We start from the raw sequence: 22,959 nt of genomic DNA, 5'->3' as shown, positions 1-22,959 counted from the left end.
AGAATGGTTGTCTTATTTGTTTGTATTTAAAATATTTTGGAATATTTATCTCCTTTTGTATAAAAAATAATTATAATGAGATTAATTATCTGTATAATGATTGAAATAAACAGTGAATTAAGAATATCAGTTTTATATTTAAGGAGCGGAAAGCTTGGGTTACAAAATATTAATTGTAGAAGACGACCAATTCATAAGCGATATGGTAAGCGAAAGCTTAACGAAAGAAGGGTTTGAAGTAACAGCAGCTTTTGATGGTGAAGAAGCTTTAGACATATTGAACACCCAAAAGTTTGAGGTTATATTGTTGGATTTAATGCTTCCGAAGATAGATGGGATGGAATGTTTAAGAATGATTCGTTCCAAAAGTATGGTTCCCGTTCTTATCATGTCTGCAAAAGATGAAGATGTAGATAAGGCACTTGGTCTCGGCCTCGGGGCTGATGATTATATTTCTAAACCTTTTTCTATGCTGGAGGTAATAGCCAGAATTAAAGCAACCATTAGAAGAGAAAGACACTATAAGAGCTCCCTGTCTTCAAAGGAAGAAAAAATCATTAAAATAGGTGATTTAAGTGTTGACCTGCATGGCTTTTCTGTTAAAAAATTCAATGAAAAGATTAATCTCACGGCAAAAGAATTTAATATTTTAAAACTCTTTATTTCTAATCCTTCACAAGTATATACTAAGTCTCAACTTTATAAATCCGTATGGGAAGATGAGTATCATGGAGATGAGAATGTAATTAATGTTCATATTAGACGGCTTAGAGAGAAAATTGAGGACGATCCATCTCATCCAATGTACATAAAAACTTTGTGGGGAATCGGTTATAAGTTGGGAGATTTTTAAATTGTTTTATATGTTGGTTATTTTATTCATATGCTCTGCAGCAGTAAATATATTTCTTTTCCGAAGCCGATTAAATCTAAGGACTGAGATTAAATATATAAGAAATAAACTTCGAAAAGTTGTTAATGAAGAGACAGGCGAAAGATTATTGCTTAACACGGAAGATAAATATATAAAATCCTTGTTAATTCAAATAAACCGTCTTTTAGACCATAATCAAAAGATCAAAGGGAACTACAATAGTATTGAACTGTCAATGCGAAAAATGTTATCAAATATTTCACACGATTTAAAGACGCCTTTAACAGTTATACTAGGTTATATTGAAATGATAAATAACGATAAAAGTCTGACTTCGGAAAAGGTTATGAGTTTACTAAAAACAGTTAATTTAAAAACGGTCGAGGTATTAGCGTTAATAAACCGTTTTTTTGAACTTGTAAAATTAGAGTCAGGAGATAAAAAATTAAATTCTTCACGAATTGACATATGTGAAGTCAGCCGAAAAATAATTTTGGATTACTACGAAATTTTAATCAGCAAAGAATTTGAAGTAGTGATTGATATACCCGATGATTCTGTCTTTGTTAGCGGAGATGAAGATGCAATTGAGAGGGTTCTGAATAATTTAATTACGAATGCAATTCAATATGGTTCCGATGGTAAGATGGTGGGTTTAAAGATCAGAATAACTGATAATGATGTTTTTGTAGAAGTATCAGATAAAGGAAAAGGAATAAATGAAATGCATAAAGACCGTGTCTTTGAACGAATGTACACATTGGAGGACTCGAGAAATACCAATTATCAGGGAAGCGGATTGGGGCTGACGATTACTAAGAGATTAGTAGAGCAAATGGAAGGAAGTATATCTCTAAATAGTGTCCCCTTCAAAGAAACAACGTTTTCTGTACGTTTAAGACGTATTAAATTTTAATAAATGCAGTAAGGTTTCTTCTGTATACGTCTTCAAATCCCCTTTCTCTTTAATCTGAGAGGCTGACAACAGCCTCTTTTTTTACACACAAAAACCTGGCATGAATCTTGCATATAAAAAGGGGCGTAACGACAATGTGAAAGGGATTGATGGGTTTTGGTGTAAAAGCGCTTACATTTTGTTCTGCCGGTAATTGAAGCTTACACGTAAAATACGATGAGGTGATAAAACATGTCAGCCAACCCGCTTTCTAAAAGCAATCAGAAAGATGAAGAAAAAGAAGTTCTTAATTTGTTCTTGTCAACACAATCGATCATAAAAGAGGCCCTGCGCAAACTGGGGTACCCTGACAATATGTATGAATTGATGAAAGAGCCGATGCGGCTTTTGACCGTCCGCATCCCTGTCAAAATGGACAATGGCTCAGTACAGGTTTTCACGGGCTACCGCTCACAGCATAATGACGCAGTCGGCCCGACAAAAGGAGGCGTGCGGTTTCATCCGGAAGTCAGTGAAGAAGAGGTTAAGGCGCTTTCGGTCTGGATGACTTTAAAATGCGGCATCACAAATCTTCCTTACGGGGGCGGAAAAGGCGGCATCATCTGTGATCCGCGGACGATGTCATTCGGAGAGCTGGAACGGCTGAGCCGCGGATATGTGCGTGCGATCAGCCAGATCGTCGGTCCGACAAAGGATATTCCGGCTCCCGACGTATATACCAACTCGCAGATTATGGCATGGATGATGGACGAATACAGCCGCCTGAGAGAATTTGATTCACCGGGATTCATTACGGGCAAACCGATCGTTCTCGGCGGTTCACAGGGGCGGGAGACAGCGACCGCGCAAGGCGTCACGATTTGTATTGAGGAAGCCGTTAAGAAAAAAGGGATTCCATTGGAAAATGCGCGGATCATCATTCAGGGGTTCGGAAATGCGGGGAGCTTTCTCGCTAAATTTATGCATGACGCCGGCGCCAAGGTGATCGGCATCTCAGACGCCCACGGCGCTTTGTATGACCCTGACGGCCTTGACATTGATTACTTGCTGGATAAGCGGGACAGCTTCGGCACGGTGACGAATCTCTTCTCGGATGTCATAACGAACCGGGAGCTGCTGGAAAAGGACTGTGATATTCTCGTGCCTGCCGCAATCTCCAATCAGATTACGGCTGAAAACGCCCATCACATTAAAGCCTCAATCATTGTGGAGGCGGCGAACGGGCCGACAACGATAGACGCCACGAAAATCCTGAATGAAAGAGGCGTGCTTCTCGTGCCGGATATTTTGGCAAGCGCCGGCGGCGTGACGGTGTCTTATTTTGAATGGGTGCAAAATAATCAAGGCTTTTACTGGTCTGAGGAGGAAGTCGCCGGAAAACTGCGCAGCGTCATGGTGAATTCGTTTGAATCCATTTATCAGACAGCGCATACCCACAAAGTCGATATGCGTTTGGCCGCTTATATGACGGGCATCAGAAAGTCGGCTGAAGCGGCCCGGTTCCGCGGCTGGGTATAAGTGTTACCCGCAAAGAGATTTTGCATCAGTTATATAGCAGATCGCAAAATTTCTTTGCGTTTTCAGATTGCAGCTGACAGATTCGGACAAGCTTCGTCCGCTTTCGGCAAAGATTTTCTCATTTTTATCACAAATTGCTATGCTGGTATGCTTCTTGCATCTTCATAAAGCGTGAGCACACATTACAAAATACGGGGAGGAATTCTAATGACAGTTTCATACGCACACGAACCATTTACAAATTTTCAGGAAGAGACAAATAAACAATCGTTTCAGGAAGCGCTGGCTTATGTGAATTCACAGCTCGGCAAGCATTATCCGCTTATCATCAATGGTGAAGCGATTGAAACGGATAAAAAGATCATTTCCGTCAATCCGGCAGATAAAAAAGAAGTGATCGGTTCTGTATCGGCAGCCGGAAAAGAACTTGCGGAAAAGGCCATGCTGGCTGCGCTGCAGGCATTTCAAACATGGAAAAAAGTACGGCCGGAACACCGCGCGAATGTGCTGTTTAAAGCGGCGGCCATCATCCGCAGAAGAAAGCACGAATTCTCCGCGTATCTAGTGAAAGAAGCCGGAAAACCGTGGAAGGAAGCGGATGCTGATACGGCGGAAGCGATCGACTTTTTAGAGTATTATGCCCGTCAGATGCTGAAACTGAAAGACGGTTCCCCTGTAAAGAGCCGTGACGGAGAATTTAATCAGTATCACTATGAGCCGCTTGGGGTGGGAATCGTCATTTCTCCATTCAACTTCCCGCTTGCGATCATGGCGGGAACGGCGGCGGCAGCCATCGTAACAGGCAACACGATACTGCTGAAACCGGCGGATGCGGCGCCTGTCGTGGCGGCGAAATTTGTTGAAGTGATGAAAGAAGCGGGCCTGCCGGACGGCGTGCTCCAATTCATACCGGGCGACGGAGGAGAAATCGGCGACTATCTGGTTGAGCATCCGAAGACGAGATTTGTGTCGTTTACAGGTTCCCGCGCGGTCGGATGCCGCATCTATGAACGCGCCGCAAAAGTACAGCCGGGCCAAAAGTGGCTGAAACGGGTCATTGCCGAAATGGGAGGGAAAGATACGGTGCTTGTAGACAGAGATGCTGATCTTGATCTTGCCGCTTCCTCAATCGTGTATTCCGCCTTCGGATTCTCAGGCCAAAAATGTTCAGCCGGTTCCCGTGCGGTCATTCATCAGGACGTCTATGATGAAGTTGTTGAAAAAGCCGTCGCTTTAACAAAATCACTCACCGTCGGAAGTCCGGAAGATTTTGATACATACATGGGGCCAGTCATCCACGAAGCATCTTATAATAAAGTCATGAGGTATATCGAAATCGGCAAAACAGAAGGAAAACTCTTGACGGGAGGCGAAGGTGATGATTCAAAAGGATACTTTATTCAGCCGACCATTTTTGCGGATGTTGATGAAAACGCCCGCCTGATGCAGGAGGAAATTTTCGGGCCGGTCGTCGCGATCTCAAAAGCCCGTGATTTCGACCATATGCTTGAGATTGCCAATAATACCGATTACGGACTGACGGGCGCTCTGTTATCGAAAACCCGCGCGCACATTGAACGCGCCCGCGAAGATTTTCACGTCGGGAATCTATACTTCAACCGCGGATGTACGGGAGCGATTGTCGGATACCAGCCGTTCGGCGGTTTCAATATGTCAGGAACCGATTCAAAAGCCGGAGGACCTGACTATCTGATTCTTCATATGCAGGCAAAAACAACGTCTGAAGCCTATTAATCTTTCGGAAATAGCGCGATGAAAAAGAGAGTCGCGCTATTTTCTCTATATGAGGGTAAGGAGGATGGAACATGTATCAGCAGCTCAGCAAAATGCTTCCGGAGGAGAAAATAGAAGCCATTACGAAATCACTGGTGGCGTTAAACAGCATCAACGGCACATTGGGAGAAGGAAAAAAAGCCGACTATATCAAAGATATGATCAAGAGCTTTCCCTACTTTCAGGAGAACCCGTCACATGTGTGGGAGCAGGCGATTCCAGAGGACCCTTACGGCCGCAAAAATATTTTCGCATTTATTGAGGGAAACGGCGACAGCCTGAATACGGTCATTTATCACGCTCATCTTGATACGGTCGGCATCGAGGATTTCGGCCCTTTAAAAGATATCGCTTTTGATTCCGACCGTCTCGCGGAGTATTTCTCAAACTATGAATTTGATCGTGATGTGCAGCGGGACGCCCGCTCAGGCGAGTGGATGTTCGGAAGGGGTTCGGTTGATATGCAGAGCGGTATTGCCGTTCATCTCGCCAATCTGCTTCATTTTTCTGAGCGGCGCGATCAGCTGCCGGGCCATATTCTGTTCATGGCAAACCCGGATGAAGAAAGCCAGCATTCCGGCATTTTAACCAGCATTTCTGAATTAAAACGGCTGAAACAAGAAAAGCAGCTTCGTTATTTAGCAGCGATTAATAACGACTTCATCACGCCGCTGTATGAGGGTGACACGACAAGGTACATCTACACGGGCGCGGCAGGGAAGCTTTTGCCTTGCTTTGCGATTTACGGGCGGGAGGTGCATGTCGGTGATACGCTGTCCGGCATCGACCCGAATTTGATCGCGTCAGAAATCACCAGAAGAATTCACAACAACATTCATATGGCGGAAAACATTGAAGGGGAGCTTGTGCTTCCGCCGACCTGCCTCTACCAGCGTGACAACAAGGAAGCGTATAACGTGCAGACCGCCGTCAGCAGCTATGTCTATTTTAATTATTTTATTTACGAGAAAACCGCCAAAGAAGTCATGGATCAGCTGACTGCCGCGGCTGCCGAAGCCTGCAAAGAGACAGAACAAAAATTATCTGATTATTATGACGAATACTGCGAGAGAACGAGCCTGCCGAAAAAAGAGATGTCATGGAACGTTCAAGTGTACAGTCTGGAAGATTATCTGAAAAGGCTGAGAAGCCGCGGGATAGACCCTGCACAGTGTATCGAGCAGGCATTTAAAACATATGAACATCTTGAACTGCGGATGAGATGCTTTAAAGCCGTCGAGGAACTGCAAAAACTCGATCCTGAGCAGGGAGCTAAAGTCATTATTTTCTATGCGCCGCCTTACCTTCCGCACAATTATCTGAAGGAAGAAAGCACACGGGACCGGCTTTTGCAGCATGTCATTCAAGAAGCCGTCGATAAAACAGCGGCGTCAACGGGAGAAACATTCGCCTTTAAAAAGTTTTTCCCTTATTTAGCGGACGGAAGCTTTTTATCGCTGCATGAAACAGACGCGGAGGTCTCCGCCTTTACCGATAATTTTCCAGGCTGGGATGTCATCGGGATGATTCCTTTTAAAGAAATCAGGGAATTGAATATTCCGTCGATCAATATAGGGGTATACGGAAAGGACGGCCATAAATGGACGGAACGCGTGTATAAGCCGTACACATTCCATGTGCTGCCGGAACTCATTCAGCAGACGACAATGCACCTTTTGCACAGCTACCGATTAGACATACGCACAAATGGCTGACATAACGGAATAAGGGGGATGTATATGCAGGGAGATACCAATCAAACTGAATTGCAGCGCACGATGAAGGGCCGGCATTTGTTTATGATCGCCCTCGGCGGCGTGATCGGGACGGGTCTTTTTCTGGGCTCCGGTTTTACGATCAGTGAAGCGGGACCGATCGGCGCGATATTGGCTTATGTGATCGGCGGATTTTTAATGTATCTGGTGATGCTTTGTTTGGGGGAGCTCGCGGTCGCCATGCCGGTCGCAGGATCATTTCAGGCGTATGCCGCAAAGTTTCTCGGGCCGTCGACGGGTTTTACGATCGGATGGATGTACGCATTCAGCTGGGCCAATACAGTGGGGCTTGAACTGACGTCGGCGGGGATTTTAATGCAGCGGTGGTTTCCGGCCGTTCCGATTTGGGTGTGGTGCCTTGTATTCGGCGTCGTCATTTTTTCCATTAACGCGCTGTCTGCGCGGAGTTTTGCGGAAATGGAATTTTGGTTTTCCAGCATTAAGGTCATGGCCATTGTATTGTTTATTATTCTCGGCTGCGCTGCGGTATTCGGCTTTGTCGGTTTTAACGGCGGGCAGACGGCTCCGTATCTGTCAAACTTTACGACGGACAAAGGGCTTTTCCCGAACGGTGCCCAAGCCGTGCTGTTTACCCTTGTCATGGTGAATTTTTCATTCCAGGGCACCGAGCTGGTCGGAATCGCCTCGGGAGAAAGCGAAAACCCGGAAAAGACGCTTCCCCGCTCAATCCGAAACGTCATATGGCGGACGCTGTTTTTCTTCGTGCTGGCGATGTTTGTTCTCGTGTCCATTTTGCCGTACCAAACGGCAGGCGTCATCGAAAGCCCGTTTGTGGCTGTGCTGGATAAAATCGGCGTTCCCTATGCGGCTGATATCATGAACTTTGTCATTCTGACCGCCATGCTGTCGGTGGCGAATTCCGGACTGTATGCTTCGTCCAGAATGATGTGGTCCCTGTCAAAAACTAAGATGGGCCCCGCTTCCTTAACGAAACTGACGAAAAAAGGCGTGCCTCTGAAAGCTCTTTCCATCACCATCGCTATCTCCGGTTTATCCCTGCTGACAAGTGTATTCGCGGCTGAAACGGTGTATGTGTGGCTCATTTCCATCTCCGGTATGATTACCGTCGTCGCGTGGATGTCAATCTGCGCTTCACAATTCGTTTTCCGGAGACGCTTTCTCGCTGAAGGAGGAAATCTGAAAGACCTGGCATTTAAAACGCCTCTTTATCCGATCGTGCCGATTCTCGGATTTTCGGTTTACGGTCTTATCTTAATCAGTCTCATCTTTATTCCCGACCAGCGTATCGGTCTGTACTGCGGCGTCCCGCTGATGATCATCTGTTACGCGTATTATCACTTCGGTATCAAAAAACGCCTGAAGCGTGAGCCGGCTTCTTCGGAAAAAGGCGCTGCCGGATAAGAAAAAAAGCCCGCCGCTTTAAGCGGAGGGCTTTACTTTGTTTTCCGTTTTGCCGACAGCACATAGGATAGAACGGCACAGAACTCAAAACCGAAAATGCTGACGGCCATCGGCCAGGCATTTTCTTCTCCGGCAATACCGACAAGGGGAGCGGCAGCCGCACCCCCGATAAAGGGCAGGAGTCCGAGAAGAGCCGCAGCGCTTCCCGCGCCTTTCTCCTGTTTCTGCATAGCCAAAGAAAATCCCGTCGTCGTGACGATCCCGACAGAAGAAACAATGATGAATAAAGAAATGCAGACCGCCGTCAGGCCTAAACCAAACGCAAGTGATAAAAGCAAAGCGATGCTTCCGATGACGGCGATCAACAGCCCGGAGACAAACAGCTTCTGTTCATCATGTGTTTTAGCCATCCGTCCGGTGATTTGGGTGGCGCATATGATTCCCGCACCGTTTACGGCGAACAGCAGGCTGAACATTTGCGCTGATACGCCGTAGATGTTTTGCAGTACAAACGGCGACCCGGCAATGTATGCGAACATGCCGGTCATCACAAATGCCTGGCTGAGCGCAAATCCCATAAACATCCGGTCGCCAAGCAGGCCGCGAAACGTCATCAGCGTCTCCCGGAGTCCGCCGCTTGTCCGCTTTTCCGGCGGGAGTGATTCAGGCAACGCCGTAAGCACGGCGGCAGAAATGATACAGCCGATCACTGCCAGCACGATAAATACGATTTTCCAGCCGGCGAACTGAAGGATAAATCCCCCTGTAATCGGCGCTAAAATCGGCGCCGCCCCATTGACGAGCATCAGTAATGAGAAAAAAGCCGTCAATTCTTTTCCGGAATACATATCGCGTGCGGAAGCCCGTGCGATGACGATTCCGGCCGCCCCGGTGAATCCTTGAATAAACCTCATGACAATTAAAAACGAAACAGAAGGGCTGAAGGCGCATAATAAAGAAGACAGCGTATAAAGCAGCAATGACAGAATCAGCGGTTTCCGGCGCCCGATCATATCACTGAGCGGCCCGACAACGATCTGCCCGACCGCCAGCCCCAAAAGACAAAACGTCAGGCTCAGCTGCGCAAGTGACGCTGTCGTATGAAGATCGGCCGCCACTTCAGGCAAAGCGGGCAGATACATATCGAGCGAAAGCGGCCCGAATGAAGCGAGCGTCCCGAGAATCAGTACCATGCCGAGGCCTGCGCGGGCGGCCTTTGAATCAGCGTTATTCATTCCATGACCCCCACCTTAACAAATGATTCTATCACTATAGCATAACCGGACGGCGTATTTTATATTATTTGTTGAATATAAACTAAATATTTTATTTAAAATCTGAATGTAAATAAAAAATCAGAATTGGTTTTCATGTGAAATGTAAAATGAAACATAAGGATGCTAAACTATAAAACAACAAAAGGTAGAAAAGTTTTACGGAAGAGGTGTTCAAAGAGCATGAACAGCAAACAAACCGATCACATCGAAACGAAACGCCGATTTCCGATCTGTCTCGCGCTTGCTTTGACATTAGGCGTATTTGCCGCGGGTTCTGAAGAGCTGGTGATTTCTCCGCTGCTTCCGGATTTAGCGCGGGCTTTCAGCTCGGATGTCAGTGTGCTGGCGCTTTCCATCAGTATTTACGGAGTGATGATTTTTATCGGCGCGCCGCTTCTCGTTCCGCTGGGAGATAAATATTCCCGGGAGCTCAGCCTGATGGCGGGGCTGCTTATATTTACGGCCGGCACGGTGATCTGCGCGCTGGCGCACAATCTCTTTTTCTTCTTTCTGGGCAGGGCGCTTTCCGGGCTTGCGGCGGGTGCGTTTGTGCCGACAGCATATGCGGTGGTCGGCGACCGTGTGCCTTATGCGTACCGCGGCAAGGTGATGGGTCTGATCGTGTCAAGCTGGTCGCTCGCTTTGATTTTCGGCGTTCCGATCGGCTCTTTTATCGGCGGTGTTTTGAATTGGAGGTGGACGTTTTGGATTTTCGCCCTCATGTCTGTCCTCGTTGCTTCGCTCATTTTCATTGAGGCGCGCCGCAGTACGGCGGATGGGGATAAAACAGAAGAGGAAAACGGACGGCAGGCAGGCACTTTCCGGGATGCGCTGAAGGTGCCCCGTGTCCCTGTATACCTCACGATCACTTTTTGCAACATGATCGGTTTTTACGGCATGTATTCCTTTCTCGGCACCTATCTTCACCGCATGCTCCCGGGGGGAAATACAGCTTCAGGGCTGCTGATCATGGTGTACGGAATCGGTTTTTCCATGAGCGTGTTCACCGGAAAAATCGCAGATAAGGCGGGGAAAATGCGCTCTTTGATCGCGGCATTGGCCGTGATCAGCATATGGCTTTCCTGTCTCGCCTATGCGCCGTCATCAATGCCGTTTTTGGTCATCGGGTTATTCGTCTGGGGATTGATGCAAAGCCTGACGGTGACCTTGCTCAGCACCATTTTAAGTGATTGCTCACAGAGCCGCCGGGGCAAAATCATGGCATTTTACAGCCTGGCGTCCAATTTGGCCGTCACCTTGGGTTCTGCTGTCATGGGTCCGGTCTATGTCGAATACGGATATGCAGCTGTCGGATTTATCTGTGCGGCCGTCACCCTCATCGGTTTTGTCCTCAGCGTTTTCGCATACAGAAGGTATGGGAAATATGAGCATCAGGCCGACCAATCATTGTATCGGTAAAATAAAGTTTCTATAATTTTGTAAATGTTAATTTTTAACACCTTATATCTTAAGGTGTTTTTTAATATATAGGAATAATTATCAATATTTTCAAATAATATTGACAGCTTGAACGTCTATGGATAATATTTACTTAAAATTTAACAGATTGGTTGGTGCTCATGATTATATTGGATAATAGCATTCAAACAAAAAGCAAGGCTTATTCAATATCTAAACTGATTACGATCAACACGCTCGGTCCTGAAGGGACAAGCAGTGAGTACGCAGCAAAAAACTTCATCACCAATTTTACCCTTCTCCAAGGGGTGAACAGTAAATTATCACTGCATGATACATTTGAATCGTGCATTGAAAAAACGCTTCAAAGTCCGCTGGAATACACAATTGTGCCTCACGCGTATGACGGCATTAAGCACTTCTACATGAGACCGGATCTGCAGCTTCTGCAAATTTTCAGGTGCGACACCCCGATGTACGGCCTGGCTGTCCGGCCCGGTTTTGAATATACGGATGACATGCTTGATAAGGCTGTCATCGTATCCCACCCGTCTCCTATCAATTTGATTAAGTATTTTACCCGTAAAGATGTCACGTTTGATCTGGTGAACTCAACGAGCGCAGCCGCGAAAAGAGTGAAGGACGGTTTGTCCGACATCGCGCTGACAAATGAGCTGGCCAGACAAAAGTACGGCCTTCACTTTGTCAAAACATTTAAAAGCATTCCCATGAGCTGGTCATTATTCGGAAAAGGAGAGATTCATGATGAAAACTGAACAAGATTTGCAGGAACTTTATTTCCCGACGCCTAAATTAATAGAATGGGATAACGGAGTAAGACAATATTCGTCCGTCAGAGGCGATACGGAAGTTCTGCTTTCTTACGTTCCGCCGCATACAAACGTGGAACCGCATCAGCATAAGGAAGTCCAAATCGGCCTTGTCGTTTCCGGCGAGCTGTCCATGACTGTCGGAGATGTCACAAGAAAGATGACCGCGCTGGAATCAGCCTATATCGCGCCTCCTAACGTGCCTCACGGCGCAAGAAATGAGACGGATCAAGAAGTGATCGCCATTGATATTAAACGCCTGAAAGCCGGTGAAACCTACACAAGCCCCGAGGACTATTTTTTGAATATTTTTAAAACGAGAGACTTATTGCCTGGGATGGAAGTCACGTTCTTCGTGGAAGACTGGGTGGAAATCATGCTTGCCAACATTCCGGGCAATGGAGGAGAAATGCCGTTTCATAAACACCGCAATGAACAGATCGGCATCTGCATCGGCGGCGGCTATGATATGACCATTGAAGGCTGCAAAGTGGATATGACATTCGGCACAGCTTATTTCTGCGATCCGAGAGAAGATCACGGCGCCATCAACAGATTTGAAAAAGATTCAAAATCAGTCAATATCTTTTTCCCTCCGCGCTATAACAGAGCAAAAGCGAAAAAATTAGAGGCGAAAGAGTCATGAACCTGACGGATAAAACCGTCCTCATCACAGGGGGCGCATCAGGCATCGGTTATGCCGCGGTTCAGGCGTTTCTGAATCAGCAGGCGAATGTGGTCGTCGCGGATATTGATGAGGCGCAGGGAGAAGCGATGATCAGGAAAGAAAACAATGACAGGCTGCATTTTGTGCAGACGGATATTACAGATGAACCGGCATGTCAAAACGCCATCCGGTCAGCGGTAGACAAGTTCGGCGGATTGGATGTGTTAATCAATAACGCCGGCATCGAAATTGTCGCGCCGATTCATGAGATGGAGCTGAGCGATTGGAACAAGGTGCTCAACGTCAATCTGACGGGCATGTTTCTTATGAGCAAGCACGCGCTCAAGTATATGCTCAAAAGCGGCAAGGGCAATATCATTAACACGTGCTCCGTCGGAGGAGTCGTTGCATGGCCCGACATTCCCGCATATAACGCCTCTAAAGGCGGCGTATTGCAGCTGACGCGTTCGATGGCCGTCGATTACGCCAAACACAACATCCGCGTCAATTGCGTGTGCCCGGGAATCATTGACACACCTTTGAATGAAAAGTCGTTCCTTGAAAACAACGAAGGCACGCTTGAAGAAATCAAAAAAGAAAAAGCGAAAGTCAATCCGCTGCTGAGACTCGGCAAGCCTGAAGAAATAGCGAACGTCATGCTGTTTCTCGCGTCGGATTTATCAAGCTATATGACCGGAAGCGCGATCACCGCAGACGGTGGATACACCGCACAATAGAGAAGGAGTGTTTACATATGGAGAGAAAAACAGTATTGGTCATTGCTGATCTTGGAGGCTGCCCGCCGCACATGTTTTATAAAAGCGCTGCTGAAAAATATAACCTGGTCAGCTTTATTCCAAGGCCTTTTGCAATTACAGCCTCTCATGCAGCTTTGATTGAAAAATACTCGGTCGCGGTCATTAAAGATAAAGACTATTTTAAGAGTCTGGATGATTTTGAGCATCCCGATTCGATTTACTGGGCTCATGAAGATCATGACAAACCTGAGGAAGAAGTAGTCGAAGAAATCGTCAAGGTGGCCGGCATGTTCGCGGTTGACGCCATTACGACCAACAATGAACTGTTTATCGCTCCGATGGCAAAAGCGTGTGAACGTCTCGGCCTGCGGGGAGCGGGCGTACAGGCCGCTGAAAATGCCAGAGATAAAAACAAAATGAGAGCCGCCTTCAACCGGGCCGGCGTCAAATCCATCAAAAACAAACGGGTGACGACGCTGGAAGATTTCCGCGCCGCGCTTCAGGAAATCGGAACGCCGCTCATTCTGAAGCCTACATATCTGGCGAGCTCCATCGGCGTGACGCTTATCAAAGAGAGGGAAACGGCAGAAGCCGAATTTAACAGAGTCAATGAATACCTGAAGTCGATCAACGTACCGAAAGCGGTCACGTTTGAAGCGCCGTTTATCGCGGAAGAATTTTTGCAGGGCGAGTATGACGACTGGTACGAAACAAGCGGTTATTCCGACTATATCAGTATAGAAGGCATCATGGCCGACGGGGAATACTTCCCTGTCGCGATTCATGATAAAACACCGCAAATCGGATTCACGGAGACATCGCATATTACGCCGTCCATCCTGGATGATGACGCGAAGCGGAAAATCGTCGAAGCAGCCAAAAAGGCGAATGAAGGACTAGGCCTCGAAAACTGCGCAACACATACAGAGATTAAATTAATGAAAAACCGGGAAGCCGGACTGATTGAATCAGCGGCACGATTTGCGGGCTGGAACATGATTCCGAATATTAAAAAGGTCTTCGGCGTCGATATGGCGCAGCTGTTATTGGATGTTCTCTGTTTCGGAAAAGAAGCCGATCTGCCGAAAGGATTATTGGAGCAGGAGCCATGCTATGTCGCCGACTGCCACTTGTATCCTCAGCATTTCAAAGAGAACGGCCAGCTGCCTGAGACGGCTGTCGATTTCGTCATTGAAAGCATTGACATTCCCGACGGCGTCTTAAAGGGAGACACCGAAATCGTTTCTTTCTCGGCGGCCGAGGCGGGTACGTCCGTGGATCTGCGGCTGTTCGAAGCGTTCAACAGCATTGCGGCGTTCGAGCTGAAAGGAAGCAATTCGGGTGACGTGGCCGAATCAATCAAACAAATTCAGCAGCAGGCGAAGCTGACTGCAAAGTATGCGTTACCGGTATGAAACAGCTGAAACCGAACTCTAAGTATTTGCTTTTCGGGCAGGCGCTTTCGTTTATGGGAGACTATTGCGTTCTCCCGGCCCTGCTCATTTTGTCTACATACTATCATGACTACTGGGTGACGTCCGGCGTCATCGCGGTCCGCAGTATTCCGATGGTGTTTCAGCCGTTTTTAGGCGTGCTCGTGGACCGGCTCGACAGGGTGAAAATCATGCTGTGGACGGATGTGATCAGAGGTGTCATCTTTTTGGGGCTGACATTTCTCCCGAAAGGCGAATATCCGCTGCTTTTTCTGGCGCTGCTGTTTGTTTCTTACGGAAGCGGCGTGTTTTTTAATCCGGCACGTCTCGCGGTCATGTCGTCTTTAGAAGCGGATATTAAAAATATCAACACTTTGTTTGCAAAAGCCACGACGATTTCGATTATTGTCGGCGCTGCAGCCGGCGGACTTTTTCTGTTAGGCGGTTCTGTGGAGCTTGCCGTCGCGTTTAACGGGGTGACCTATCTTGTCTCCGCGTTTTTCATCAGCCGCATTAAGCTTCAATACGTGCCGATTCAGTCAGAAAACGTGAGAGAAGCTTTTCAGTCGTTTAAAGAAGGCCTGAAGGAAATCAAAACAAATGCTTTTGTGTTAAACGCCATGTTCACGATGATTACGATGGCGCTTTTGTGGGGTGTCGTCTACAGCTATTTCCCGATTGTCAGCCGCTTTTTAGGCGACGGGGAAATCGGCAATTTCATCCTGACGTTCTGTATCGGCTTCGGCGGCTTTATCGGCGCCGCTCTTGTCAGCAAATGGGGCTTTAACAACAATAAAGGGCTGATGTATTTTACAGTGTTATCGATCGTCTCGCTTGCGCTGTTTTTGTTTACCCCGATTTTCGCCGTGTCAGTCATTGCTGCCATTCTTTTCTTTATCGCAATGGAATACGGTGAAGTGCTGGCAAAGGTCAAAGTTCAGGAGAACGCGGCGAACCAGATTCAGGGCCGGATTTTTTCGGTGGCGGAGGCCTCCATCGGATTGTGCATCGCCGTCGGTTCCATGCTGATCAACATTGTAGACGCGGCAGTTATCATGGCGTTTATCGTCCTTTTGGTCAGCGGGCTGTTTCTGCATACAAAACTGGTCAATAAATCCTTTTCAGAACGGAATAACGAATCAGAGCAAATTCATTTATAAGGAGCCTTTCAGATGGAAATCATACCGTCCGACGTCATCAAGACACTTCCGAAACAGGAATTTTCGCTCGTTTTTCAAAAGGTAAAAGAGATGGAGAAAACGGGAGTCCAGATCATTAATCTCGGGCAGGGGAATCCCGATCTCCCCACTCCGCCGCATATCGTTGAAACATTGCGGGAGGCTGCGCTGAATCCTTCGTATCACGGATACGGCCCGTTCAGAGGCTATCCGTTTCTGAAAGAAGCCATCGCGGAATTTTATGAGAGAGAGTACGGGGTATCGGTCAATCCGGAGACAGAAGTCGCGCTGTTCGGCGGAGGGAAAGCTGGTTTGTACGTTTTGACGCAATGCCTGCTGAACCCCGGCGATATCGCCTTAGTCCCGAACCCCGGCTACCCTGAGTATTTATCGGGCATTACAATGGCCAGAGCGGAGCTGCATGAGATGCCGCTTCATCCGGAAAACGGCTATCTGCCGGATTTTGAGCGGATTGATCCCGCCGTCCTGAAAAAAGCCAAGCTGATGTTTTTGAATTACCCGAATAACCCGACGGGCGCAACTGCGGATCAGGCGTTTTATGAAAAAGCGGCTGCGTTTGCAAAAAAACATGACATCCACCTTATTCATGATTTTGCATACGGCGCGTTCGAATTTGATCAGAACCCGGCCAGCTTTCTTCAGGCGAAAGAAGCGAAAACGGTCGGCGCGGAGCTTTATTCATTTTCGAAAACCTTCAATATGGCAGGCTGGAGAATGGCATTTGCCGTGGGGAATGAGAAAATCATTCAGGCGGTCAATGAGTTTCAGGATCACGTCTTCGTCGGCATGTTCGGCGGTCTTCAGCAGGCGGCAGCGGCGGCGCTGTCAGGAAGTCCTGATCATACGGAGCGTCTGAAGCGTACATATAAAGAACGGATTGACTTTTTCACGGCGTTATGTGAAAAGGAATTAGGCTGGAGCATTGAAAAACCGAAAGGGACTTTTTATGTTTGGGCTGAAATTCCGAATGAATTCGAGTCCTCACACCAGTTTTCGGACTATCTGCTGGAGCATGCCCATGTTGTCGTGACGCCCGGCGAGATTTTCGGAAGCGGCGGAAAGCGTTATGTCAGAATATCAATGGTGGCCAAGCAGGGCGATTTGAGGGAATTCGTGCTGCGGATTCAAAAGCTCGGTTTGTCCTTTCCTTCATTACAAGAAACATCCCGCTGAGAGCGGGATGTTTTTATTATATGCTTTTCATGCTGCCGCCGTCGGCTGACACTTGCTGCCCGGTAATATAAGAGGCTTCTTCAGAGGCAAGAAAGGCAGCCAGCGCCGCGGTTTCTTCCGCAGTTCCGACACGCTTCATCGGGACGCCTGAGGCAATCCGTTCTTCCGCTTCCGCTTTAGAAATGCCGTTTTTCTTCATGACATTCTTCACGAATTGGTGATAACGGTCTGTGGCGATAAATCCGGGATTCAGACAGTTGACAGTAATGTGAAAAGGCGCAAGCTGAATGGCGATGTTTTTGCTGGCATTAATTAAAGCGGCGTTCATCATGCTGTTGGTAAACATATTGGCGCCGGGTTCTTTCCATAGGTTTCCGACGATATTAATGATTCTGCCGAATTCGTGCTGTTTCATGATTGCTGCGGCCGTTTTCATAGAGTCGATATAAGCGATTGTTTTATTCGTAAAGGTATTTGTCATATCCTCTATATCGCAGGTTTCAAAGGTATCCGGCGAGCCGCCCGGAATGTTGTTGATCAATACATCAAGCCGTCCGCATTGTGATCTGATCTCTTCAAAAATGCCGGCTCTCGTCTTCTGGTCCGACATATCCCCGGCCAGAACGGTGACGCCCGCATCCGGATGTTTGGCGAGGATCTCTTCTTTTACCGATTCGATATTTTCGGGAACTCGTGAATTAATGACGGTATGAAAGCCATTGTCCGCCAGTTTCAGAGCGATCGCTTTGCCGATCCCCTGACTGGCTCCCATAATAAATGCGGTTCGTTTTGACAACTGTCTGCACCCCTTTACCAAAATGGAATCTCCTTTACATCGTAAAAAAAAATGATAAAAATAGCAAATTTTATTTAAATTCTGACAAAGAAAAAACCCGCCGGACAGGCGGGTGGGTGTTACACGTGCAAAAACTTCGGAAGCGTGTCGAGAGACAAGCGGTTTCCGACAAAAAATGAACCGAATTCGCCGTAGCGCGCGCTGACTTCATCAAAGCGCATTTCGTAAACAAGTTTTTTGAACTGAAGCACATCATCGCTGAAGAGCGTGACGCCCCATTCGTAATCGTCAAAACCGACAGATCCCGTGATAATCTGTTTGACTTTGCCGGCATAGCTCCGTCCGATCAAGCCGTGGCTTCTCATCAGATTTCTGCGTTCATCCATAGAAAGCATGTACCAGTTGTCATTGCCGCTTCTTCTTTTATCCATCGGATAGAAGCAGACGTATTTCGCTTCAGGCAGCTCAGGATACAGGCGGGCGCGGACATGCGGGTTTTCATACGGATCGCCTTCTCCGCTTGCGAGGTAGTTGCTCAGCTCAACCACGGACACGTAAGAATAAGCCGGGATTGTAAATTCAGCAAGCTTTGATTTGTTAAATTCAAGCTCGATTTCGTTCAGCTCTTCCATTGTCGGGCGAAGAATCATCAGCATAAAATCAGCTTTCTGTCCGACGATGCTGTAGATGGTTTGCGAGCCTTTGCCTTCTTTTTGGGCGACGCCCCATTTTTCAAGCAGTCCCGTAAATTCGTGAATAATCGACAGGCGCTCATCGCTGGATAACATCTTCCATGACGTCCAGTCCATTGTGCGGAAATCGTGAAGCGCGTACCAGCCGTCAAGCGTTTGGGCGGCTTCGTTCGTTTTTTGCTGCTCACTCATGTATCTTCACTCCTATATCTATTCATTGATGCCTTCACTATATCACAGTTTAACCGTTTCGGCTGTGGAGAAACCTTGAATAATCCGAAGCCTTGTGTCAGAAACTATGCCGTGAACAAACGGTCAATTAAATTAGTTAGAAAAATAAGATTTCTTTTTGAAAGCGCTATAATGGAAGTTGGTTATTTGAATTTAGCTGGAAGAAGAGTATGCTGTAAAAGTAAGCGTTTTTTGTCAACATAGAGGAGGGTATATCGTGGCAGATTTATTTACAAAAGTACAAGAAAAAGTCGCAGGAAAAGATGTGAAAATCGTATTTCCTGAAGGGTTGGACGAACGTATCCTGGTTGCGGTCAACAACTTGGCGGGCAACAAGGTATTAAAGCCGATCGTAGTCGGCAATAAAGAAGACATTCAAGCAAAAGCGAAAGAATTAAACCTTACGCTTGACGGCGTGGACATTTTTGACCCGCATACATATGAAGGCATGGAAGAACTCGTTCAGGCTTTCGTAGAACGCCGCAAAGGCAAAGCGACGGAAGAACAGGCCCGCAAAGCTTTGCTGGACGAAAACTATTTCGGCACGATGCTTGTGTACAAAGGTCTCGCAGACGGACTTGTCAGCGGAGCTGCACATTCTACAGCCGATACGGTGCGCCCTGCACTTCAAATCATTAAAACAAAAGAAGGCGTGAAAAAAACATCAGGCGTCTTCATCATGGCCCGCGGTGACGAGCAATATGTATTCGCTGATTGCGCGATCAACATTGCCCCTGACAGCCAGGACCTTGCCGAAATCGCCATTGAAAGCGCCAATACGGCTCAAATGTTTGACATTGACCCGCGCGTTGCCATGCTCAGCTTCTCTACAAAAGGATCGGCGAAATCAGACGAGACGGACAAAGTGGCTGAAGCCGTGAAAATTGCGAAGGAAAAAGCGCCTGAGCTTACGCTGGACGGCGAATTCCAATTCGACGCTGCATTTGTGCCGTCTGTCGCGGAGAAAAAAGCGCCGGACTCCGACATTAAAGGAGACGCGAATGTATTTGTATTCCCAAGCCTTGAAGCAGGAAACATCGGCTACAAAATCGCTCAGCGCTTAGGCGGCTTTGAAGCGGTCGGACCGATTCTGCAAGGATTGAATATGCCTGTAAACGATCTTTCCAGAGGATGTAATGCGGAAGACGTCTACAATCTTGCGTTAATTACGGCTGCTCAAGCGCTGTAATCCGCAAAAGCCGGCCTTTACGAGGGCCGGCATTTTTTATAGAAAAAACGTCACTGCGGCCCAGCCGAACAGGGACAAACAGAGAGAGCCAATCAAGCCTGCTGCGAGCGCCCGCCAGCCGTTATGACGAAACGCCGATATATGGACTTTCAAACCGAGACCCGCCATCGCCATGCCGATGAAAACATAAGACACTTGAACAAGAAATTCGGAATGCGCGGCTGAAATGACGCCTGATGTATGGATGGCGCTCATTCCGAGAAATCCGAAGATAAACCAAGGGATGGGGAGTGAAGCGGCAGAAGCCGTCTTTGACTTTCCGCTGCGGCGCGCCCGCATTCCGAGCATGAATGCGGCCGGGACGAGCAGCGCGACCCGGGTCAGTTTGACGATCACCGCCATCTCGACGGCTGCTTTTCCTCCGGCGCTGCCGGCCGCCGCCGCATGCGCCACCTCGTGAAGCGTTGCCCCGCAAAAGGCTCCGTAAGCCGCAGGAGAAAAGCCCAATACATGATAAGAAAGAGAATATACAACAGTAAAAACGGTTCCTAATAACGAAACGGCGGCCGCGCTGATGGCGGCTGCATTTTCATTTGATCTGATCTGCGGCGCGATCGCGGCAATGGCAGCCGCTCCGCAGATCGCTGTGCCGCAGGCTGTCAGCGTGCTGAGTGTCTGATCTATACGGAACAGCCGGGACAGTCCGTATACAACTGCACCCGCAAACATCATACAGCAGACGGCAATTGCAAATACGTGCCAGCCCGCATGATAGATATCCGCCAGATTCAGTCTCATACCAAGCAGGATGATGCCTGCTTTCAGCAAGTATTTGCTTGAGAACGCGATCCCCGGCTCTAATGCCGCCCGCTGTCCGAATACGGCGCGCCAAAGCATGCCGATCAGCATTGCAAGGACAAGCATTCCGAACATATGCAAAAACGGCAGGCGGCTGACATAGAAAGCCGCAAACGCAATTCCTGCGGTAACTGAAACACCTTTTACCATCTTCATCTCAGTCACTTCCCATTATCTTGATAACTCCACTTTACTGCGGTCTTAATCATTAGTAAAATATATTTATATGATCTAAACGATTAGGAAAAATAATGATTAGGGGCGATGCTTTTTGTATTATGGGGAACTGAAAACATTCATTGCCGTCGTGGAAGAAAAAAACTTTACAAAGGCGGCGCAGAAGCTGATGATTTCTCAGCCAAGCGTCAGCCTTCACATTAAAAACCTGGAGAAAGAATTTCAAACCGCCTTGCTGAACCGCTCTCCGAAGCACTTTACGACTACGCCGACGGGGGACATCCTCTATCAGCGCGCCAAGCAGATGGTCTTTTTGTACGAACAGGCGAAAACCGAAATTTACGCCCATCATCATTATGTCAAAGGGAAGCTCAAAATCGCCGCGAGCTTTACCATCGGCGAATATATTCTGCCGCCGCTTCTCGCAAAGCTTCATGACGAGTATCCCGAGCTGAACCTGGACGTCATGATCGGAAACACGGAGGAGGTCAGCGAAGCGGTTCGGATGCTTCAAGCCGATATCGGATTAATTGAAGGGCATACGGGGAAAAACGAGCTCGACATTCAGCCGTTTATGGAGGATGAATTGTGTATTGCCGCACCGAACGGACACCCGCTCGCCGGCAGAAAAAACATCCCGGCTGCCGAATTGCAAAATCAAGCGTGGGTGACGAGGGAGAAGGGTTCGGGAACGAGGGAATATTTAGACCACGTCCTTCAATCAAACGGACTGCGGCCGACATCCATGATGACGATCAGCAGCAACCAGGGCGTCAAAGAAGCCGTGATCAGCGGAATGGGTCTTTCCGTTCTGTCAAAAAGCGTGCTGCAAAAGGATCTGCTTCACGGCAGCATTTCCGTGCTTGAGATAAAAGGATTCTCCTTAAAACGGAAGCTGTCTATCATCCAATCTTCCATTATGGAGAACACAAAAAACAAAGAAATCTTCATCGCACTTTTGAAAAGCCAATTTCAATCATCTCAAGCGGAGTGATATAATAAATGCATGGAAAGCCTATGACGAAAGGGATTTAATATAGATGGGAAAGCAACCGATTGATTTACTGATGCAGCCGAGCTGGAGAATCATTGACCAATCCAGCCTCGGCCCTTATTTTGATGCGAAGCAGTCATTCGCAATGGATGATACGCTGTGCGCCTCCGTAGGCAAAGGGGAATCGCCTGCGACGGCACGCTCCTGGGTGCACCACCGGACGATCGTGCTCGGCATTCAGGACACGCGCCTGCCGTTTTTAGAGGACGGCGTGAAATTGCTGGAGGACGAAGGCTACCGTGTCATTGTCCGCAATTCCGGAGGCCTCGCCGTCGTACTGGACGAAGGCGTATTGAATATCTCGCTTATCTTTGAAGATGAGAAAAAAGGCATCGACATCGACAGAGGCTACGAGGCGATGACAGAGCTGGTGCGGCGGATGCTGCGTCCGCATAATGCCGAAATTAAAGCATATGAAATTAAAGGATCGTACTGTCCGGGCAGCTATGATCTCAGCATCGGCGGCCGAAAATTCGCGGGAATCTCACAAAGGCGCCTGCGGGGCGGAACCGCGGTTCAGATTTACCTCTGCGCCGATAAAAGCGGAAGCGAACGCGCCGATCTGATCAGACGTTTCTATCAAGCCGCTTTAAAAGACAAAAGCAACGATACAAAAGGCGTGTACCCCGACATCCGGCCCGAAACGATGGCTTCATTAAGCGAATTGCTGCAAACGGACATTACCGTGCAAGACTTAATGCTGACGCTTTTGACTGAACTGAAGGAACTCAGCGGACGCCTGTATGCAGCCGGATTATCGCCGGAAGAGGAAATGGTATTTGAAAAAAATCTGACCCGAATGCTGGAACGGAATGAGAAGGTGTTCGGCACGCAGGAAAGCTTGGACTAAGTCCGGGCTTTTTTGTTTTTTTTTGGTAATTATATACTATTTAGTTATAGTGAAAAAAGAAGTGTTGTATGAAAACTAGTTTACATTATATACCTT

Annotated in this window: 20 protein-coding genes; 16 read left to right on the top strand and 4 right to left on the bottom strand. The window is 47.7% G+C overall.

Features of this window, described 5'->3' with window-relative positions:
- Nucleotides 1-154 precede the first annotated feature (154 nt).
- From J6600_RS17845 to J6600_RS17820, 6 genes are all read left to right on the top strand, one after another.
- Nucleotides 155-853: a response regulator transcription factor gene (locus tag J6600_RS17845; protein ID WP_014419158.1), complete on the top strand. Its 699-nt coding sequence runs from the start codon at nt 155-157 to the stop codon at nt 851-853.
- A gap of 1 nt (nt 854) precedes the next feature.
- Nucleotides 855-1,790, top strand: a complete 936-nt coding sequence (locus J6600_RS17840) for a sensor histidine kinase (RefSeq protein WP_209387702.1) — start codon at nt 855-857, stop codon at nt 1,788-1,790.
- Between the two features lie 231 nt (nt 1,791-2,021).
- Nucleotides 2,022-3,308, top strand: a complete 1,287-nt coding sequence (locus J6600_RS17835; protein ID WP_014419156.1) for a Glu/Leu/Phe/Val family dehydrogenase — start codon at nt 2,022-2,024, stop codon at nt 3,306-3,308.
- Nucleotides 3,309-3,515: 207 nt separating this feature from the next.
- Nucleotides 3,516-5,063: an L-glutamate gamma-semialdehyde dehydrogenase gene (pruA, locus tag J6600_RS17830; protein ID WP_022553947.1), complete on the top strand. Its 1,548-nt coding sequence runs from the start codon at nt 3,516-3,518 to the stop codon at nt 5,061-5,063.
- A gap of 71 nt (nt 5,064-5,134) precedes the next feature.
- Nucleotides 5,135-6,817 carry a M20 family metallopeptidase gene (locus tag J6600_RS17825; RefSeq protein WP_209387701.1) on the top strand — a complete coding sequence of 561 codons (1,683 nt, stop codon included), beginning with the start codon at nt 5,135-5,137 and terminating at the stop codon, nt 6,815-6,817.
- 24 nt (nt 6,818-6,841) lie between these two features.
- Nucleotides 6,842-8,260 (top strand): amino acid permease, encoded by a 1,419-nt coding sequence (locus tag J6600_RS17820; RefSeq protein ID WP_012118711.1) that lies wholly within the window; start codon nt 6,842-6,844, stop codon nt 8,258-8,260.
- 32 nt (nt 8,261-8,292) lie between these two features.
- Here J6600_RS17820 and J6600_RS17815 read toward each other — a convergent pair whose 3' ends face one another.
- Nucleotides 8,293-9,495, bottom strand: coding sequence for a multidrug effflux MFS transporter (locus J6600_RS17815; RefSeq protein ID WP_209387700.1), 1,203 nt, complete (start codon nt 9,493-9,495; stop codon nt 8,293-8,295).
- Between the two features lie 222 nt (nt 9,496-9,717).
- Between J6600_RS17815 and J6600_RS17810 the strand changes: the two genes are divergently transcribed.
- From J6600_RS17810 to J6600_RS17780, 7 genes are all read left to right on the top strand, one after another.
- Nucleotides 9,718-10,956 (top strand): MFS transporter, encoded by a 1,239-nt coding sequence (locus tag J6600_RS17810; RefSeq protein ID WP_110124410.1) that lies wholly within the window; start codon nt 9,718-9,720, stop codon nt 10,954-10,956.
- A 161-nt stretch (nt 10,957-11,117) separates the two neighbouring features.
- Entirely contained in the window at nt 11,118-11,732 is a 615-nt protein-coding gene (locus tag J6600_RS17805) for a bacilysin biosynthesis protein BacA (protein ID WP_017418682.1), read from the top strand.
- A complete protein-coding gene (bacB, locus tag J6600_RS17800; RefSeq protein WP_003151000.1) occupies nt 11,722-12,432 on the top strand; it encodes a 3-((4R)-4-hydroxycyclohexa-1,5-dien-1-yl)-2-oxopropanoate isomerase in 711 nt (236 codons plus the stop codon). Before J6600_RS17805 ends, bacB begins: the two co-directional genes overlap by 11 nt.
- Nucleotides 12,429-13,190, top strand: a complete 762-nt coding sequence (gene bacC / locus J6600_RS17795; RefSeq protein ID WP_014419150.1) for a dihydroanticapsin 7-dehydrogenase — start codon at nt 12,429-12,431, stop codon at nt 13,188-13,190. Before bacB ends, bacC begins: the two co-directional genes overlap by 4 nt.
- A 17-nt stretch (nt 13,191-13,207) precedes the next feature.
- Nucleotides 13,208-14,626 carry an alanine--anticapsin ligase gene (gene bacD / locus J6600_RS17790; protein WP_061860976.1) on the top strand — a complete coding sequence of 473 codons (1,419 nt, stop codon included), beginning with the start codon at nt 13,208-13,210 and terminating at the stop codon, nt 14,624-14,626.
- The gene (locus J6600_RS17785; RefSeq protein WP_007407671.1) at nt 14,623-15,804 is read left to right on the top strand and encodes a bacilysin exporter BacE; all 1,182 of its coding nucleotides are present in this window, start codon (nt 14,623-14,625) and stop codon (nt 15,802-15,804) included. The genes bacD and J6600_RS17785 overlap by 4 nt, the downstream gene beginning before the upstream one ends.
- 12 nt (nt 15,805-15,816) lie before the next feature.
- Complete coding sequence (locus tag J6600_RS17780; protein WP_209387699.1) at nt 15,817-17,016, top strand: transaminase BacF; 1,200 nt, start codon at nt 15,817-15,819, stop codon at nt 17,014-17,016.
- Between the two features lie 16 nt (nt 17,017-17,032).
- Here the strand turns inward: J6600_RS17780 and bacG are convergent, their stop codons facing one another.
- Nucleotides 17,033-17,812 carry an NADPH-dependent reductase BacG gene (gene bacG / locus J6600_RS17775; protein WP_209387698.1) on the bottom strand — a complete coding sequence of 260 codons (780 nt, stop codon included), beginning with the start codon at nt 17,810-17,812 and terminating at the stop codon, nt 17,033-17,035.
- 119 nt (nt 17,813-17,931) lie between these two features.
- Nucleotides 17,932-18,696, bottom strand: a complete 765-nt coding sequence (gene hemQ, locus J6600_RS17770) for a hydrogen peroxide-dependent heme synthase (protein ID WP_003151011.1) — start codon at nt 18,694-18,696, stop codon at nt 17,932-17,934.
- Between the two features lie 256 nt (nt 18,697-18,952).
- On the opposite strand from hemQ, the gene pta reads away from it, so the two are divergent.
- The gene (gene pta / locus J6600_RS17765; RefSeq protein WP_003151012.1) at nt 18,953-19,924 is read left to right on the top strand and encodes a phosphate acetyltransferase; all 972 of its coding nucleotides are present in this window, start codon (nt 18,953-18,955) and stop codon (nt 19,922-19,924) included.
- 36 nt (nt 19,925-19,960) lie between these two features.
- On the opposite strand, the gene J6600_RS17760 is transcribed toward pta, so the two are convergent.
- Entirely contained in the window at nt 19,961-20,938 is a 978-nt protein-coding gene (locus J6600_RS17760) for a YeiH family protein (protein ID WP_050569561.1), read from the bottom strand.
- A gap of 115 nt (nt 20,939-21,053) precedes the next feature.
- Between J6600_RS17760 and J6600_RS17755 the strand changes: the two genes are divergently transcribed.
- Nucleotides 21,054-21,953, top strand: a complete 900-nt coding sequence (locus J6600_RS17755) for a cysJI operon transcriptional regulator CysL (protein ID WP_209387697.1) — start codon at nt 21,054-21,056, stop codon at nt 21,951-21,953.
- Between the two features lie 46 nt (nt 21,954-21,999).
- Nucleotides 22,000-22,863: an octanoyl-[GcvH]:protein N-octanoyltransferase gene (gene lipL, locus J6600_RS17750; RefSeq protein ID WP_209387696.1), complete on the top strand. Its 864-nt coding sequence runs from the start codon at nt 22,000-22,002 to the stop codon at nt 22,861-22,863.
- Nucleotides 22,864-22,959 lie beyond the last annotated feature (96 nt).

Origin of the sequence: Bacillus sp. LJBV19, from assembly GCF_017797845.1 — a bacterium.
In the GTDB taxonomy this organism is placed as follows: domain Bacteria; phylum Bacillota; class Bacilli; order Bacillales; family Bacillaceae; genus Bacillus; species Bacillus velezensis.
The sequence above is the reverse complement of the archived record's forward strand: the minus strand, read 5'-3'. Positions and strand labels throughout refer to the sequence as shown.

Bases quoted from the DNA above. Each gene is read 5' to 3' on its own strand.
- J6600_RS17835 (WP_014419156.1), top strand. From the start codon at position 2,022: ATGTCAGCCAACCCGCTTTCTAAAAGCAATCAGAAAGATGAAGAAAAA.
- pruA (WP_022553947.1), top strand. From the start codon at position 3,516: ATGACAGTTTCATACGCACACGAACCATTTACAAATTTTCAGGAAGAG.
- J6600_RS17825 (WP_209387701.1), top strand. From the start codon at position 5,135: ATGTATCAGCAGCTCAGCAAAATGCTTCCGGAGGAGAAAATAGAAGCC.
- J6600_RS17820 (WP_012118711.1), top strand. From the start codon at position 6,842: ATGCAGGGAGATACCAATCAAACTGAATTGCAGCGCACGATGAAGGGC.
- J6600_RS17815 (WP_209387700.1), bottom strand. From the start codon at position 9,495: ATGAATAACGCTGATTCAAAGGCCGCCCGCGCAGGCCTCGGCATGGTA.
- J6600_RS17810 (WP_110124410.1), top strand. From the start codon at position 9,718: ATGAACAGCAAACAAACCGATCACATCGAAACGAAACGCCGATTTCCG.
- J6600_RS17805 (WP_017418682.1), top strand. From the start codon at position 11,118: ATGATTATATTGGATAATAGCATTCAAACAAAAAGCAAGGCTTATTCA.
- bacB (WP_003151000.1), top strand. From the start codon at position 11,722: ATGAAAACTGAACAAGATTTGCAGGAACTTTATTTCCCGACGCCTAAA.
- bacC (WP_014419150.1), top strand. From the start codon at position 12,429: ATGAACCTGACGGATAAAACCGTCCTCATCACAGGGGGCGCATCAGGC.
- bacD (WP_061860976.1), top strand. From the start codon at position 13,208: ATGGAGAGAAAAACAGTATTGGTCATTGCTGATCTTGGAGGCTGCCCG.
- J6600_RS17785 (WP_007407671.1), top strand. From the start codon at position 14,623: ATGAAACAGCTGAAACCGAACTCTAAGTATTTGCTTTTCGGGCAGGCG.
- J6600_RS17780 (WP_209387699.1), top strand. From the start codon at position 15,817: ATGGAAATCATACCGTCCGACGTCATCAAGACACTTCCGAAACAGGAA.
- hemQ (WP_003151011.1), bottom strand. From the start codon at position 18,696: ATGAGTGAGCAGCAAAAAACGAACGAAGCCGCCCAAACGCTTGACGGC.
- J6600_RS17760 (WP_050569561.1), bottom strand. From the start codon at position 20,938: ATGAAGATGGTAAAAGGTGTTTCAGTTACCGCAGGAATTGCGTTTGCG.
- lipL (WP_209387696.1), top strand. From the start codon at position 22,000: ATGGGAAAGCAACCGATTGATTTACTGATGCAGCCGAGCTGGAGAATC.